Origin of the sequence: Rhodopirellula maiorica SM1 (assembly GCF_000346295.1) — a bacterium.
GTDB lineage: Bacteria > Planctomycetota > Planctomycetia > Pirellulales > Pirellulaceae > Novipirellula > Novipirellula maiorica.
The window spans coordinates 1-17,051 of record NZ_ANOG01000113.1; the positions used below are offsets into that span (position 1 = coordinate 1).

General features: G+C 53.3%; 9 protein-coding genes. 4 read left to right on the plus strand and 5 right to left on the minus strand.

Translation table 11 applies throughout. The features are described 5' to 3' along the window. Positions 1-27 precede the first annotated feature (27 nt). From RMSM_RS03305 to RMSM_RS03325, 5 genes are all read right to left on the minus strand, one after another. Complete coding sequence (locus tag RMSM_RS03305) at positions 28-489, minus strand: hypothetical protein (RefSeq protein ID WP_008691529.1); 462 nt, start codon at positions 487-489, stop codon at positions 28-30. A gap of 139 nt (positions 490-628) precedes the next feature. Continuing rightward, entirely contained in the window at positions 629-6,460 is a 5,832-nt protein-coding gene (locus RMSM_RS03310; RefSeq protein ID WP_008691531.1) for a DEAD/DEAH box helicase, read from the minus strand. A 19-nt stretch (positions 6,461-6,479) separates the two neighbouring features. Beyond that, on the minus strand, positions 6,480-8,168 hold the full coding sequence (locus tag RMSM_RS03315) for a hypothetical protein (protein WP_040763897.1): 1,689 nt from the start codon (positions 8,166-8,168) through the stop codon (positions 6,480-6,482). Then, the gene (locus RMSM_RS03320; RefSeq protein WP_008691535.1) at positions 8,131-9,687 is read right to left on the minus strand and encodes a DEAD/DEAH box helicase family protein; all 1,557 of its coding nucleotides are present in this window, start codon (positions 9,685-9,687) and stop codon (positions 8,131-8,133) included. Before RMSM_RS03320 ends, RMSM_RS03315 begins: the two co-directional genes overlap by 38 nt. After that, positions 9,687-12,632 carry a hypothetical protein gene (locus tag RMSM_RS03325; protein WP_008691536.1) on the minus strand — a complete coding sequence of 982 codons (2,946 nt, stop codon included), beginning with the start codon at positions 12,630-12,632 and terminating at the stop codon, positions 9,687-9,689. The genes RMSM_RS03320 and RMSM_RS03325 overlap by 1 nt, the downstream gene beginning before the upstream one ends. A 395-nt stretch (positions 12,633-13,027) precedes the next feature. On the opposite strand from RMSM_RS03325, the gene RMSM_RS40620 reads away from it, so the two are divergent. The 4 genes from RMSM_RS40620 to RMSM_RS03340 all read left to right on the plus strand — a co-directional run. Then, positions 13,028-13,174 (plus strand): hypothetical protein, encoded by a 147-nt coding sequence (locus tag RMSM_RS40620; RefSeq protein ID WP_160168216.1) that lies wholly within the window; start codon positions 13,028-13,030, stop codon positions 13,172-13,174. 793 nt (positions 13,175-13,967) lie between these two features. Next, positions 13,968-14,312 carry a hypothetical protein gene (locus tag RMSM_RS03330; RefSeq protein WP_008691538.1) on the plus strand — a complete coding sequence of 115 codons (345 nt, stop codon included), beginning with the start codon at positions 13,968-13,970 and terminating at the stop codon, positions 14,310-14,312. Positions 14,313-14,787: 475 nt separating this feature from the next. Continuing rightward, entirely contained in the window at positions 14,788-15,987 is a 1,200-nt protein-coding gene (locus RMSM_RS03335; protein ID WP_008691540.1) for a hypothetical protein, read from the plus strand. Further along, positions 15,984-17,051 (plus strand): DEAD/DEAH box helicase (locus RMSM_RS03340; protein WP_008691542.1); only part of this gene is annotated, 1,068 nt, incomplete at its 3' end. The genes RMSM_RS03335 and RMSM_RS03340, both read left to right, overlap by 4 nt.

A 17,051-nucleotide genomic window follows, 5' to 3' on the forward strand; every position in this document is an offset into this window, starting at 1 on the left:
TCTTTCTTTAGTCTTTCACGCAGGACTTCAAGGCATCTTGACCGGACAGAAAACGCCCCGGCGCACGATGCCAATTGGCCTGCCAATGACTGTCAGTGATTCGGGAGCGACTTTCTGAGGCGTCGCCTTCGAGCTGGTTGATTGATACTGCAAACGAACTGAGATTCGTCCGTCAAACTCAGCCCATTTGCACATCGCCAACGTGACCCGCGTCTTCGTTGCTTTAAATGCGTTTTCGAATGAGCGAACTAACCTCAGCCGTCCATCATGCAAGTCTTGGCTCGCAGCTTCGCTTAGTCGTTCAAATGCAATGACGGCACCAGAAGCCAACGGGACATCTTTTCCGTCGACTTTGAACTTGGCTTTCTCAAGCTGCGGCCCATCGATCTCCAGAAGAAATACGCTCGACGGGTCGAAACCCGGAATCGTGACGTCAGCACTCGCGATACTCTCTTCACTTCCCTCGGAAAGCGAATCGAAGCGATACATCTTTATGCCAGTATCCGAGCGTTCTAGCCCAGCGGGGAGTGGTGCGTCGGGCGACGGTCGTGATCCAACAGACGTAACGCACATGTCAATTGCCGAGGGCAACGCACGCTTTACCCTCAAGTGGTCAATCGGTGCCGCGTTATTTCGTCCGGCCGCGTAGGCTACTTCTGCTTCGGGGGTCGGCTGGGAGTCGTGGCATGAGAGAGTGAGCCAGTACGATCTGTCGATCGCCCATCGAAGTGATGATTAAGCATCCGTCATTTTGAACAACTTCGTGATCCATATCTCTCAGGTCGACTGCGATCGTTTTGAGAAGTTGGGTCTCGGTTTTCTTGTCTAGTCGTGGGCGTTCTTGCTCACCGAGAACATGCTTCAGCAGTGCGGATCCGAGTTCACGATCGAGATCCTGGTGCAAAAATCGGTTGCCATAGGAACGCAAGCATTTGTAACAGGAGGATTCGCAATCACAGTCTTCAAGTAGGTCTATTGCTTGACGCAAAATTGCTTCAGGGTCGGTAACCGCTGCTTTGACAAACCCCGCACCGCCTGGCGTGGTGTCATAAAGATAGACATCTACTTCAGCGCCGCTACGGCCTTTATCAGTTTGAGCCGCTCGATACTCGGCCCCGATGTTCGACCGGTCAATTTCAAGCTTGTCCGAAGCGCAAATAGCTAGTGCTTGAGCAACCGTGGTCAAGCTAATCTTTGCGAGCGTCGAGCCTGGCGGAAGTAAAACATCGCCGCCCATTTGGAACCGGAACAGAGAAACGTCGGAAATGAACTTGGTGCCCAGACTGACGATTTGCGTGAACCCTGTGCAAGTCGGCCGATCACGATGATTCGGATAGGGCTTCGGGTGATTCGCTCGGTTGTTTAAGTAAGAACGGTCTTGATCGTGCCACCCCTTCGGCTCGATTCGACCGCAGTACAAACAATAGACAAACCCTCGGTTCTTCAAATCCTCGCTGCCGCGGTTCGTCAAAAACAGCTCCTCCTTCTTGGTCCAAACCGTGAAGCTTCTCTCACCGAATGAACTGGTCTGGCCGATTGAATCGCCTTCTCGGAACGGAGCGTTCAATTTTGCCTGGGTAGGGCGTGTGTAATCGGGTGGTTGATCGACTGCCAGTTCCTCATCCATGTCTGCTGGGTGAGCAAATCCGGGTGGCACGATCCAATAAATGGCTGGACCAAGCCCGCCAGGCTCGTTGCACGACGGGCAATCCAGGACCTCACGTTCGTAGTGCTCGCCGCCATGTTCTTCGAGTTTTGCGTAGCCACAACGATCACACTCGAAGTAGAGTTTGCGTTTCTCCCAAGCTTTGTCACGTTCTCCGCGCATCGGGCTGTAGAGGGCGAACGAATAGTGTCGCTTACCGTCAATGAAGACTTCGCGACCGGGTGCGTAGCTGGAAAGGGCTTGGTCGAGTCCCCGTTGCGGAGCGTACTTGATAACGCTGCGATGTGCTGTTGACCGGTTGCGATCGAAAACCGTCATGCTGACGACATCGGTTGGGAACGCATACGAAGGTAGCGTAGCAGTCTCGAACAAACGATCGAGAAAATTCAGTGTCTGACGGCCAGCTTCCGGCGACTCAGACACATCGGAGTCGGTATCACTGTCGTTGCCTGTTTTGATGGAAGCATCGGGGTCATCGTCTCCAAAATCTTCATCGTCGTCTGACCAACTGAATGCGGATTCGTTTCGCTCCTCTGGTGATTCTTCGGTCTCGGGCGGTTTGTAGTCGCAATTAATTTCGGTAAGGCGAGCCAGAAGTCGAGCAGGAATCTCGTTGATGTCATCGGAATCTTCGCTTTGCAAATATTCTTCTGGAACGATCGAACGAATCGCCACTGCGATTTCTGATTCTTCCGCCGCCAACCAAGCCTGCAATCCACGAAAACTGAACGCCTCCTCATCGCCAGTGCGGAAATCGTCGACGCGGCCGAGCGATGAAAAGATGTTTGACGTCGCGGCAGATTGTTGGTCATCGCGGATCCGTTCCCGCTGGAACATACTCAAGATCAACGCATAGCCGTGCCGACGCACGATCTCGGAGTTCTCGAGATTGAGAACCGGGTCAGTTACCGGACCGCTAATCATTTCCGCCGGTCGTTTGAAGTATCGCTGATCATGGGTTCCTTGATCTGCGTAGGTGATCACCGTTGAGAGTGACGATCCACGTCGGCCGGCGCGACCAGCACGTTGTTGATAATTCGATCGGTTCGGCGGAACGTTACGCAGAGCAACCGCGGTCAAGCTTCCGATGTCGATACCAACCTCCATCGTGGTCGTGCAACTAAGCACATCGACAATACCGCCAGGCTCATCACCAGGACCAAGGACGTCGAGATCCTGAAAACGCATCTCGTGCCATTCCGCTCTGGAAAACGCATCTTGCGCGTCGATGGCTCCGATTGCGGCAGTGTGTTCCTCAGCAACGAAGGGGCGAAGATCGCTGGTCTTCTGGTCGACGTCCTTGCGATAGAAACCTTTTCGCGTCATGAAGACGTTGTCCAGCATCTTGTTCTGTTTGAATAACGCTCGCAGAGAATCGGTCGAGCTGCATTCAGGGCAAACACCCAGATAAAACGGATGATTGGGGATCGCAAAAGTGCAAACGTCACATCGAACCCAATCGTTGAAATCGATGTCAATGGCCAACCTCTTTGGATCAACCAAGAAGCCATCGGCACGACCACTTGTACCGAGCCGCTCTTGAAAGAACCGATTCCAAGGGCCACCACCTTGTTGCCCGCCAGCTAACTGCTGATTGTAGAACGCATTACCGACGCGGGGCCTCATCAGTCTTTCAAACTTTCCGAGGCTGACTCGCAAACGGATTCCACTGTCTTTGTTACCGATCCACTCACCCGGCGTACCAGGCAATCGAATCGCTCTTTCTCGCGCCATTCTTAACAGCCAAAACTCCAAGAGTCCTCGCCGTCGATCCTCTTCGGATTCGATCGAAACGGGCTGTTCAGGAGCCGGTAATTGGTCGAGCGTTTCTTGGAGGTAATCGGAGACAACAGGAATCAGACAACCAAGTGCCAAGCTTTGGACACCTGAAAGTGGATTGAAGAGAACCTCGTACAACGAAATCAGGATGTCGGCCGGAGTACGTTCTGCAATTTGCGAGGACGCTTCTTCAAATGCTTTTCGCTTTGCTGTCTTTGATTGACACAGCGATAAAGCCAAATCCTGATCTTGGTAAAACGTCCTCTGCTCGGTGTCTTTTAACTGCGGTCGTAGCCCGATGCCCTGCTCACTGGCGCCACATAGTAACGCCAGATAAACGTGCTCGATCGAAACTTGCTTCGTCACACCGTCGAACCAACGGTTTGCAACGTAGCGAAGCCCGTTGATAAGCAAGGGGCGAACGGCATCACGAAGCGAATTCGATTTCAATTTTCCCGCCAGCCGCGATGCTGGCTGCCGTCCATCCGAAAAGACCAGCAGTTTACGTCCCTGGAGAGCCGTTTCATTTCCCGGAGTCGGTGGTTGCGACATCAGTTGGGCAGAAACGAGATGCTGGAATGGCTCGTCACCCTTTGTCGCCATATTAGAAATGCCTGAAAAGCGATCGCGACATTTTGGACATTTGTCGAATAGGCCGGCTTTCCGATTTCCCGCCGGTGCTTCCGCTGGGATGTAGACCGGGCGTGATGTTTGCGAGTCAATAATTTGATCAAACAGTCGCCCCGTGACGGTTTCCAAATTCATTTCTCGACTGCGAGTCGCATCTTCATCGTCCGAAGCGTGCTCTTCAGGGTCATCCAGGCAAAGATGAATCGGAACGACCGCATCCATCGCATCGTCAACCTCCCCGACATCCTCGGACCAAAGGTAGTCTGGACGACGAACGCTTTGTGCATACGCCTGAAACATCGCCGTTCCACAGTTTCGACACGCCAACAATTCAAATGTGCGGCTACCACATTCGCATTCACGACACGGCTGGACATACAGTTTTCCAGTGACCCCTTGCCCACGAATGGAATCCGGCAATGCTGAGCAATTTGGATCGCTGCACGCCCAGATCCCAGGAATCCCGCGAAAGAATCGGTGGACTCGCGCTGCCAATAGTGGCGTGTCACCTGGTTTGTTCCTCGCCATTGACGCGGCTTCCACCAACACATCTGTTGCTGTCTGAGCCTGAACTGCCTCGCACTGCGGGAATAGTCGCATAGCCAACTTGCGAATTTCTTGTGCACCCAGCTCATCACCTGTTTCGGTGTCTCTACCGCAAGGAGTGCCTGAGGTCAGATTTATCAATCGACCGGTCACGCCTAGATCGACCAGAATTTCATAAAGAATTCGTGAGAGACCGAAGTGCAAACCCTTTTCTGTTGAGGGCTCGCTATCGTCACTCGCCGCGACGCATTCGACATAACCCTCGTTTCGCCGCGCGCTTATCGTGACGGCGGAATCAGAGCAGTCAAGTTCAACGACCGTCAGATACGCTTTGTCGGTTTGTTTTTTTCCTCCATTGGCGATCTGGATCGTTTCTTCGACCAACTCGCCACCTTCGATCATCCCGACTATGGTGACCTTGCATCGAGCTTTCGCTGACTCGCTCCCTTTCGATTCGATGGTGTAGTTTGCCAGCGTGAGCGGTCGGCTTGAGACGCTCAGTAATGGAACGATCGACTCGAAACGTTTCGTCGCGTCGTCCGAGAGTAAATTGGTCAAGGGAACTTTTGCCATCGCACCGGCCAACTCAGCATCGCCAGCACTCGACGGTAACTTCGCTTCTTTCGTGCCTTCGAGCCACTGAAATCGACTGCTGTCCGTTCCAGTCAAACCGGCCGCAAACTTCTTAGCCTGTTCACCATCCTCGAAAGACGCACTCGTGGTGATGACTTGAAACTGATCGGTAGAAAGTTCCAAGCGATGACGCAAGCGGCGAATGAGCATCGCAACCTCAGTACCTTGGGCACCACGGTAGAGGTGAGCTTCGTCGAGGACGAGAATGAATCGTTCATTCGGATTGGCAACGAAATAGTCGCGAGTCTGCTGAAAGATAGAACGTTCAATTGGCCGCAGCATCATGTACTCAAGCATCGAGTAGTTAGTCACCAATAGATCCGGTGCTGCCGCCTGAATCTCGTGACGTGTTAGCAGTTCGGTGTCGTCGGGGTTTTCAACTGCTCGTCGTAGATTCCCGTTTGCATCCTTCCACGCTCCTCCCGAACCGAGCCAGCGAGCCAAGCCAGGATCATTTCCGATATCCTTTGCCGGCCACTTGCCCATCGCTCGCATGGCGCCAAGCAGTTCGATTGCAGCCCCATCGCCGTCAGCGGCGCGGCGTTCCATATCCACAAAGAATCGAAGCCCTGCCAGTTTCTGTGAAATACGCTTCGTGTCATCAGGAATGACACCTGGAAACGGAGTCCGGCTCGTATAGCGACCGAATTTCACTGGCCGACCGCCGTGTTGCTTAAACCAATCGCGTGTTGCTGGCGCGCCAAACAACCGTCGCAAACGCGAAAGCTGGTCGTTAACGAGTGCGTTCATTGGATAAAGCAACAACGCCCGAACGGCTCGCGTCTCAAATGAACCGGGTGACAGCGCCGCCTCGCGGCCAAGCCTGCCCATGATGGGAAGCAAGAACGTTTCGGTTTTCCCCGAACCAGTGCCGGTGGTCACGATCGTGTGCTTCAGTTCATCGCCCAGCACGGCTTCCAAGGCTTGGGCTTGATGCTCGTATGGCTGCGGAAAGACAACCTTGCCACCGGATTCTGTCGCAAGAAACGACAGCAACTGTTTGGCTTCGGCCGGAATACTCAGTTCACTGTACGGCTTGCCGATTGCATAACGTGCCGAGCTTTCAATGAACGGGGAGTGGCAGAGCACTTCGGGTTGCTCCAGCAACTCTCGTCGCAACTGCACAAGTTGCGGATCCGACAGGTGATACGCCGACTCAATGTAGGCAAGCAGACGATTGCGAATGGATTCCAGTTCGTTAAACATAATTTCTCAGAGGGCTTTCTTACCTGGGTTTGCGTGGATTGGCGTCGGGATCAGCCGACGTCGGAGATTGATGAAAGTCCGTGATCGGATCTGGATCACTCGAAACTTGATCGAAGATGGCTTCCGGATCATCTCGTAAATGAATTTGTGCAGTCACTTGAAGCGAAACGCTCTCGGGCGGAGGCGATTGAACGAATTCCAAACTCTTTTGAAGCAGTTCGCATCTGCCGGCGCAATTCTCTTGGATTACGTCACGTTGCCGCATTAAAAGATCGCTTCGAGGTCGAAGCCTTAACTGAATCCATTGATCATTTGCTTTCGTAGCATTTGCACGCCGTTCTTGGACTTGAGTCTCCACGTTAGAAAGCATCGTATTCGTCAGCCGAAGTCGTTCAGCAGCTTCTAAACGAATGCACTCAATTCGCTCCTCAACATGTTCGCGGATTTGCCGATGGTTGTCTGACCAGTGTTCCTTCGTCTCCTTGGCGATCGCAACTTTGTACTGCAATGGCAGTTTCTCGCGTAGTTTCTCAGCGACCGGAACTCGCTGGACTTGCGGCACAACGTCTTTGCCCCAATGCGGCGTGAAGAGTTCTCCACCATCACACGGCGTATATTTGCCGGCGTCTTCTCTGGAAGCGCGAACGCACAATTTCGCTGGAGCAAGTTGTCGTATAAAACGCTGGTCCGCCTTCAGACCCGCTACATGACGAGCCGATTCAATCGCCAAAACTCGCTGAAGCTGCTTTGATTGTGTCGTCTCGACCATACTCTTCTGTGGCAATGCCTGAGCGTAGACTGATCCAGAATCGACGAAACCGACACCACAAAGATATCTGCCTGAATGCAGCGAAACACCGGCAGGATAAAAGCGAAGTCCTAGTGATTGGATGCTAAAGCCAATCGTTTCATGGGTCTTCCCTGCCTTGGCGTAGGTTTGCACTATCTGATCATGCAGCATTCCGCCGTGGCTAAGAAAGTGAAGACGAGACTTTCGCGGCTGTCCCTGATGATCCAAGCCGGTAGTCACCTCCGTTCGTGGCGGATTGAGTGTATGCCACCGAGCGAGTACGAAGGCGGGAAAAGACTGATCGTGTACTTCAAGCCGAGGCACCGGAGGTCCGTCACACCCCATCTGAGTCAAGGTTGAAAATACCCGTCGTTTACCGTCGCCTCGAAAACGCTTGGAGACTTTCTTCTTGGACATCATTCCGTGAGCGCAGAGTTGTTCGATCCAATTGCCAAGAGCAGACTCCTCGTTGGACGAAACGTAAGCGTCATACTTGCAGCTGGCTAGAACGGGGGCCATCGGCTCCGCATGGGCGATCCTCTCATACAGATCTTGCGAGTGTTCAGGAGTCCATCTGCCCGAATCAACGCCAGAAACGTTCGCTAGGCTTGTGGCGTTAGGCGATGCTGAGCTGCTTTGATTTGCACGGATGACAACGTCGTCAATCTCTTGCGAAATGTTGTTGACTGTCAGTGGATCAAGCTGCAGAGACCGACGGAACAATTGGTACCCCGAGAACAGCGTCTCAACGTCCCGCGACGGATCGCCTGGGCGGTGAAACAAAACTAGCTTTACGTCTTTGACAGGGCTATTGCGTTTATCAGGGTCAACGCGGTCACGCCCCAGGCGATCGATACGACCGATCCATTGATTGAGCATGTCAGCACGCCAAGGCAACGAATAGGAGAATGAGGACATCTGAACATTGCAAATTGATCGCTTGTCCATATTCGTCCGAGGCAACCAGCAACTGTGTTTTCCCCGTCGAGTACGGTTCAACGGTGGATTCAGCGGATCGTCGCCACTGTTCCGCATCCGCGCCGCTTAGCCCACGCAGATCGCTGCCACCAACGGCATTGCTTTCCGCCATCACGATCTTCAGCGGCACGCGGCAACCACGTTTCCCGATCTGTGGTAGTCGCCATGAAAGCTCCTCGGCGAGTTCACGAACGGTCGCATCATCACCCGCACAGATCACGGCCTTTCGGGTCGGATCTTTTCGCCAAAATTCGCTAAGCCAATCAACCAGAGCGTCTAGGCGACAATCCGCTTGCTCTTTCTTGACAAACTCTAACATTGGCGAAATAGCTTGTCGTTTTTCATCATCTTGCCCTGTTAAGTATCGAGTGAAAGTCGCGATCGACTGTCCGCCGAGGCATCCGCGTTGTAAGAGCGAGAGCTGCTCGGTATGACTTAGGATTTCGCTCACATGACAAGCTTGCCGGGCCAACGACATTCGCTGCGTCTCAACCGCTGTCGGTTCGACCAGCATTGACTTTAGCTTCCGCCGCGGCAGGTGCTGGGGATAGTCTTCGCGCGAGCTCAAGAGAACATGGCGATATGTTGACTTGGCGTCAAATAATACGCGGTCGATCTGATACTGTGGCATCCCAGAGAGCGTAGTAGAACCTGATTCAGCAATGAGCGATTTTTCGTCGGCTCCCTCCAGCGACAATTGCTCGAATAGATTAAATACACGCTGTAGCGACTCCGTATCTAGGTCGCGAAGACGCAGGCGGCCCGACGTTACAGCCTCGTCTCCTCCGTCACTTGGTTGACGCTCATGGCCATCGGCGGAGGCCTGACGCCGGCAAAACTCCATTCGCTCGGGTTCCAAAATCTGCAGGAGTTCACAAAACCTGCGCAGGTCTCGAAAGTTGGGAGTCGCCGTTAAAAGTAGAATTGCCGGGAAGTCTGCGGCTCGATCTGAGAGGTATCGCAGCGAATCAACGCTCAAATTCTGTGGTTCATCAACGATCAAAAGATCCATTGAAAGTGGATCGAGTGTGCGAGAGTAGGGAGGTAACTCGGATTCGTCCATGACATTGCAGAAATCTTCGGAATCTTTACCGTTATCGATCCACGCGACTCCCTCAGATTCCTTGACCTCTTTGTCAATCCGACAGAACTCCTTGATCCATTGACTCTTCAGTTCGCTGTTGCTGACCACCACCTTGACGCGAATCTTGCCAGATTGATACCGCATCGCGTGAGCCACCATCAGCGCCTGCACGGTCTTACCCATTCCAACCTCGTCCGCAATCAAAAATCGGATCTGCGTTGAAGATAGAATTCGCTGGACATTCTGAACTTGGTGCGGAAAAAACTGGGCTCGAATTCCCGATGCACCGTTGATTGGACAAGCAAGTCCTTCCACAAGACGTCGAACCGCTTGAACGCCGTGCATCATCAATTCATAGTCATCGATCGCTGGCATTAGACCTTCCCCCGTTTTTCTTTGGATGTTGCAGTTAGACGAGAATGCTGTTGTACCCGCCACGCGACAAATGCGCCGCCTCGCGCGACCGGGCGATCCTGCAGTAGTTTTTCAAGCATGGACTCCCAAGGGCGTTTTCGCAGTCGCTCGGGGTAGAGCAGTAGATTGAGATAGTCCTGCAGCTCGTCCATGCTCCACGTCTGTCTCCCTCGCCCTCGCTCAAGTTCGTCTCGCGACCATTGCGAGAGTTCGCTCGCCAGCTCGGAAATAGTGGTGTCTTGCATAGGCCACTTCAACAAGACATCGCCTGAACTCGACGGAATAAGCAGTTCAGCCAGATCGCCCCCACACAAAATTTCGCTCGCCTGCATAAGCGACTTGGGCAAATAGTCTTCATCGACATAGAGGTCAGTATCGCCAGTCAATTCCTGCAAAGCATTGTTGATTGGTTCGGTTTCATTGACTTCAAAAGTTGATTGATGTAACTCCCACCACAGACGCGGCAACGCCTTGGAAAACTTATCGAGTTGTTCTTCGCCGAGTCTATCTGGCAGCATTCGTTCATCATCGCCGTCAAGTTCTGGCAGTATCAGTGACACAAGGTTCTGTTGGCACTCCCACCAAATCTCGACTGGGTTTGCCGATTCGATCTCCGACATTTCGCGTTGTTTGTGAATCCAATTGGGACCGCAAACACAATTCAGAATCCAGTCCCGTAAAGTTTGCGTTGCGCCGATCCGGTTGACTTCTGCGGTGATTGATGAACTCGTCGCGGAGGCCAGTTGCAGGTATCGCTGTGCAATCGAACGTAGTCCTGCGTTGTCACCGATGTCATCCATTTGCCGAAGGAAACGCTTGGGCGTCAAAAATTCACGTCGCAAGCGAGAATCCCCAACGACTCCTACTTGGGCGTCGAAGTGCAACTCGTTTCCGTCACCATCGATCGCTACCGAAAGGAACGGATCACCCTCGGTCGGCTCATCAATGCAAACGCCTTTGATGACGCAATGACGACGAACCTCAAGTGGCCCGCTGTCGCTGACTGCAATCGGCAAGCCGTCCTCATCGTCCTCCCACCAAAGCTTCTGAAGATCTGCTTCCAGCAGCCATGCGTCATGCGATAGCCCTTCAATTTCGACACTAAGTGTCAGGTCACAAGGCGACTTCAATACCGACGTCGGCAACTGCTCCACAAGCTCGTCCCAGACTTTGTGGTTCGCAGGCAATCGCGTTGGGATTCGAGCAAGCTGGATGGCCACGACGGCTTCCCCCGGCGAGAGAGTCAGTTTTGCAACCAGATTCTCGATTCCTCGATCGCCGTTGATGTCCAAGTTCAAACGGTGATTGAACAGGTCCTTTCGGGAAAGCTCGATTTCGCCGGCATCAACGTGGGAAAGCACCGCATGCCATGGAGTCTCCGGATCGGGTTCGATGAAGCCGTCGCCTTTGTCATCAACAATGACAAACGGAAACGAATCAAACTCAGTGTCGCCCTGCCGGACAACCAATTCGTAGGTCCCCTTGGTATCAATCGAAAGCATGGCGACTGAAGAGACCATCTCGCTGGCAACCTCTTTCGCTCCTTTTCGCAAGACCAACTGCACCTGCTGGTCGCCCGCCACCGATACACCGAGCTCATCATCGGTTGTGTAGACCGGCTGATTCTTGTGGTCGATCGAAATCGGCGAAGGGCGAAGCCAAACGAAGGATGGGCCAGCTTTTTCGGACGCAACGCTAGCGGGCGGCCAACCCAACCACTGCCGCACTTCCGCGTTGTCCGCCTCAAACTCGAGTATTTCGCCGCCATCGACGGTACCAATATGCCGGAAATATGATTCATCTTCTTCGGACCTACGCGACTGAACATCACCTCGTCGTGCCAACACCCAGATCTTTCCACGATGTGGGGTACGCGAACCAAAACAGTGAGAAGTGTCGTCGCTCGGATCCATCGGCGGAAACGCCAACATCTCCGCCGCGGGGAACCGGACGCTTTCGAGCCAACGTTTAGCGTCCTGATCCACTGACACGTCCTCGGTGCCAGTAAAAAACGGTGTTTCGCCGTTGGCGCGAGCGACGTAGCTGAAGCTGACTCGAAAATATCCGCGGGTCGAACGCAAGCAATCCGATGGAAGTGGACTCGCACCGGCAAACCCCCAGGGTCGCACCTTCCATCGACCACGTATCGGCTTGATTGATCGCTGTACGGACTTTGGCAATTCCGGCATCTCACCACAAAACTCGATACCGCCGTTCTCGTCTTGCCGCAAGAAGAATTCGCCACACCGAACCTCAACTGCGTTTTTAGTTTCGTTTTTTTCGCCAAGGTTCCTCGGCTTGGTCTTTCGCCCCGTCTCGACCTGGCGAACCGCTCGACGAATTTCGGGTTCATTTCTGAGATCCTCAATCAGCCGATCACGGAACGATTTTGAAAATAGTCCCGCATCGTCTAGTGGCTTTCCGCCGAGTAGATCCCGAACGATCCCTGCAACAACAGCCGGCCGATCCATCCAAGTTCGGAAACGCCGCGAACCAACCGGCGTCGAAATCTTCGCCAGGTCCGCAACAATCGTCTCATCCTTAAGTGCCTCATTCGTCACATCACGCCTAAATCGACGCAGGCAGTCTGCGAACGGCCGGCGGATGTCCTTTGCTGCCACCGCATGCGTGATCGGCCAAGCGATGTGACAAAACGCCTGTTCCCAGTCACTTGTTCCCGGTGTCACACCACCGTAGTTTTCACTCGCCTTCGCAAACCATTTTGACAAACGGTTCCGATCATCGACGCCAAAATCATGACCGAGCGTCGTCGACAGCGAGGGCCAGAAATCGGTTCCGTTCCCTTCATAGTTGTAGCCGACCTCAACTGCACAAACCAATAGTGGAAGATGAGCCGTTTGCCAATCAAACGAATCCAGTGGCTTGCACTGTAACCCGCTGCACACGATTTCTCGCAGCGACGCGTACGCTTCACTGTCGAGCCCATGATCGGCGAAGTATCTGATCTGGGTCTGCCCATCTGTCTCATTGTCCGACGTCCCAAAATGTGCCGCTAGTTTCTGATGTGTCTCCCTGAGCCGCTCCACGGTTGTCCCTATACTACAAGAAAATCTTACTGTGGGTTGATTGAGCGGCATTTGTGAACCGCGTAACATCTGTACTGCACGCGAGATTTTAGCTGCTAAAAATGAGCGTGTGTTGTGATTACTAGAGTTTTCGCGTCCCCACGCAGAAATACTGACAAATCACTGCGACAGATGCTCAATACTCTACATACTTCGCTGGCACGTCCGGTGCAACTGTTACTTCCGGTGCAACTGATGCCTCTAATGCGGGTTTCATGCGAGCCCCTATATTGGAAGAGAGGAGTCGGCTCTCCAGTGCACCGGAGGAAAGCGGTGTCAATCTGTGCGGACACAACACCGAGGAAGACGCCGCTGCCGAGGTGCGAGGAAAATGCCGTGTGCCGCTCCACTGGATGGCATGACGAAAAGCTCTGATACAGCTACGAAAAGCCTGGAAAAATCTCAAAAGTGGACGTCATCTGAACGGGATTTCCCAGTACTCGGGTTAAGGCTATTCAGTTCGTGGCAATTGCCGCGGTTGGATATCGACGCTAGTTTCTCGGCTGCACTTATTGCAGCCCTTTCTGACGCACCCATTTGTAGCGTAGCAATATTATCGGCGCAGCTAGATGGTAAAATCGTCGGACCGGACGGAGCTAGACCAAAGCTCAGTCCCGGATCCGAAGTGACCTTCAGTACGCTCTCCAGCATCCGTTAGGTGGGTTATGGGCTAGGTGCTGCTGCATGACTGCAGCGGCAAGTGGCGTCGGGCTGCTCCTCGAAAGACTCACATCGTCTTCGGGATCCGCCGTACGAAATGGCCTGCGACGGGCAGGTTGTCAATAGCCAAAGACTTGTCCAGTGCTTGTCGGTTTTCCCAATCGCCCCAACTCAACATAGCACCCCCCCCCCAGACATATCGGCGCCGCTCCCAATTTCGTGCAATTGTTTACGTCTTATCAAGAAAACGACGGATATTGCTGTCCGCACAGTCGAATCTGCCGCGTGGAAACGATGGGGCGACAGAAAACCTACTTGTGTTCGATCGCAGCCTGAGGCCTGGCGCAGCGTTCAAAACACTTCGGAACAAGTATATTGCTGGGGTTCTTGCTACAACACCGAGAAAGGGACAGGATTTACTCTATAGTTACCGTGTTTGACAAATACGTTCGGTATGGTGACGTGCTACCGCAACCTTAATCGTTTGAGATCAGCGTGAGTGACTTTCGAGAATTAACCGAGGACGAGCGGAGTCCGCTTCGCGAGGCAGTTGATGAGCTGATCAGTGAATGGATGGGATTCGACGTGCCAGCGGAGGGAGCGGAGGACTCTGAGTCTTTGGTAAACATGCAGATGTTGGCCGAGAGCTGCATTGCCCTTGCTGACTTTGTGGAGTTTTTCGAAATATACTCGTCACCGTCCAGTCACCTACGAGCCCTCGACTTGGGCTGCATATTCGAAGATGAGCTTCTTGAAGCAGCAGAGGCTGGCGACACCGAGGCAACGGAAAAGTTGGTTAAGGAGTTCACTGCGTATTACGGCATCGCACTCAACGGATAGACAAGAAGTTGGGACATTCGAAGTTTGGATGCATGCGCACGTTTTATGCAGGTATGAAGTAGATACCCGTTATCATTGGGCTAGCCGTTTGTGAGCTAAGTCTGGTTAAATACAGGGACCGCGACTATTTTCATGGTAACTAATTGACCGAGTGCGTTGCTCGCGAGGTGTTTGCCAATAGGTAAGATTGTTTTGCCACCGCGATACAGTTCTACATGGAGCACCGGAGCGCTATGCGCTGTGCGAAACCGCATGCATTAAACGCATCCTTGGTTTTGAGCGAAATCCACGGTGGATGCTGGGAAAGTGAATCGACGTATCATCTTGGATCGCCTTGCATGACTCCGAACAAGCTCGGGCACCTGGAGCTAGGCTTAAGTCATGAGATAGCATGTCAGAGTCATTCGCAAAAACGTCGGCTACCAAGACAAGTGATTCCGCACTAAAATTCCAGCTTATTCATAGATTTCTAGTGATGAGTGGGACAAGCGTGCATCCATTACATTTTCGATACGTCAGCAAAGAACCACGACAGCAAACGCGCACGCTCCTATTTCAATTGCTTGGCGAACTTGACTCTGCAGAACGAAGTGCCCTGCTGCGAGACACGTATACGTCGTTCCAAGTATGTCCTACGGCCGATACGGAACCGGAATGCTTTCGCGAATTGGCAACACGGCTTGGTCGAATAGCGAAGCTGATGCCCAATGAACAGCCGTTCGTCTTTGGTCTAGTTTGTTATGTCCTAGGCAATGCGCTCGACCGGTCCTCGCATCGAATCCGAAAGTTCATCACCGCCAAGAAGAAAATGCTGGATTTCATGCCTGAAGTTGTCCAGCAGATTGCGGATCTGCGAGAGGAAGAATGCCAGCTCCACGCTGCGTATCATGCATTCTGTGAGACCGATGTGGCAGGGCTACTTGACGATACGCCGTCGATGGACTTCGGCAGTGAATGGCTCGTAGAGACTGAACCGTCGGGTGAATCCAGCTCACTAAAAAACGACCTCAACGACGACGAACCCGAACCGTTGACGTTGGAACAAATCGACCTACATGTACTGTCGAAACTATTGTTCCCATACGACGAGGAGCTCCCCGATCGTTCGGGTCAGACAGCCTTTCTCGATCAACTTTCAGCTGCCCTGGCGGGCGATGCCGTACAAATGGAAACGAGGGTTGTCGTCCGAGTTGGCGATCGAGCGATTGCTGTAGGTGCCAGCGATTACTGTGGGCCATCCGGGCTGAATCCTGACTGTCCAAAAGTTGCGAGACTGAGGATCGGTCATGTCACACAAGACGACGTGCAGACGCTTGCGAAATTAGGATTAACGCTCAAGGATGACAGCTCCATTTCGGGCAGTTTGGAGTTCAGCGTGCTGCAGCGTGAACTTCTTCTGTTGGTGGACTGGACGGTCGAATGGATACGTGGGCAGGAATCAGAGAGTCCCGTCCTACCGCCATTGCCAATTCAAATTTCCGGTGATGCCGACGAAGACCTTCCGCAAACAGCGGGCGCTTTTGTTCGAGATATGGTGGCAGCTCAGTCAAGCGAAACCTTTTCTAACTTTGGTTCCGATTGGCGAGAACACAAGTACCTGTGGTCGCGAGCGGCCCGCGAGGCCTACAATACTTGGGAAGCCAAACATGGCGACCGGGGTGGTGACGACGAATGACAACACCCTATCACGCCTGCTACTTCGCTCATGAATTGACTCGCACCGCTGGTGGGACCGGGCTGGATCGACTTTCCCAGTCGCTTTTCGATGCAGCCGTTGACCTGAATCCGCACCAGATCGAAGCCGCTCTATTCGCTCTACGGTCACCGATCTCCAAAGGCGTCATCCTGGCCGACGAAGTCGGGTTAGGGAAAACCATTGAAGCGGGACTTGTCGCGTGTCAGTACTGGGCCGAACGTCGGCGGCGGATTCTGATCGTCTGTCCGGCCTCACTGCGAAAGCAGTGGGAGCATGAACTTGCCGACAAATTCAACCTGCAATCCGAAGTACTCGATGGAAAAGCGTTTCGTGATGCTCAGAAGGCTGGTAACCCGGCACCGTTCATGAGCGACAAGATTGTCATTTGCTCGATGCACTTTGCCAGCGATCGTTGCCTCGAAGTCCAGCCGGTTCCTTGGGACTTGGTGATCATCGACGAAGCGCACAAGCTGCGCAACTCGTATCGGCAAAGCAACCGAATGGGCCAGAACATTCGCACCGCCCTTGAAGAACGGCGCAAGATTCTGTTGACAGCAACGCCGCTGCAAAATTCACTCCTTGAACTGTTTGGACTCGCCTCGATCATTGACGAGCAGATATTCGGCGACCTGCCCTCGTTCCGAACGCAGTACTGCAACACCAATGGCGACTTGCCGGGGCTGCGAGCGCGTCTGCAATCCGTTTGCAAACGAACGCTCCGCCAGCAAGTCCTCGAATACATCCAATATACTCAGCGTCGGCTGATTACACGTCCCTTCACTCCGACCGAACAAGAGCAAAAACTCTACGAAGCCATCTCGGACTACCTGCAGCGTGAAGTCTGCTACGCGCTGCCGCACGGGCAACGACATCTCATCACATTGCTGGTCCGCAAAGTTCTCGCGTCATCGCCGCACGCCGTCGCTGGCACGCTGGAGATCATGCGCGAGCGTTTGATACGACTCCGTGATGATGTTCAAACCAATCAAACCGCGGTGGAGAGACTCATCTCTGGCGGCGAGCTCGACGACGACCTGTTGGAC

Bases quoted from the DNA above. Each gene is read 5' to 3' on its own strand.
- RMSM_RS03310 (WP_008691531.1), bottom strand. From the start codon at position 6,460: ATGTTTAACGAACTGGAATCCATTCGCAATCGTCTGCTTGCCTACATT.
- RMSM_RS03320 (WP_008691535.1), bottom strand. From the start codon at position 9,687: ATGCCAGCGATCGATGACTATGAATTGATGATGCACGGCGTTCAAGCG.
- RMSM_RS03315 (WP_040763897.1), bottom strand. From the start codon at position 8,168: ATGTCCTCATTCTCCTATTCGTTGCCTTGGCGTGCTGACATGCTCAAT.
- RMSM_RS03335 (WP_008691540.1), top strand. From the start codon at position 14,788: ATGAGTGGGACAAGCGTGCATCCATTACATTTTCGATACGTCAGCAAA.
- RMSM_RS40620 (WP_160168216.1), top strand. From the start codon at position 13,028: ATGCGAGCCCCTATATTGGAAGAGAGGAGTCGGCTCTCCAGTGCACCG.
- RMSM_RS03305 (WP_008691529.1), bottom strand. From the start codon at position 489: ATGTATCGCTTCGATTCGCTTTCCGAGGGAAGTGAAGAGAGTATCGCG.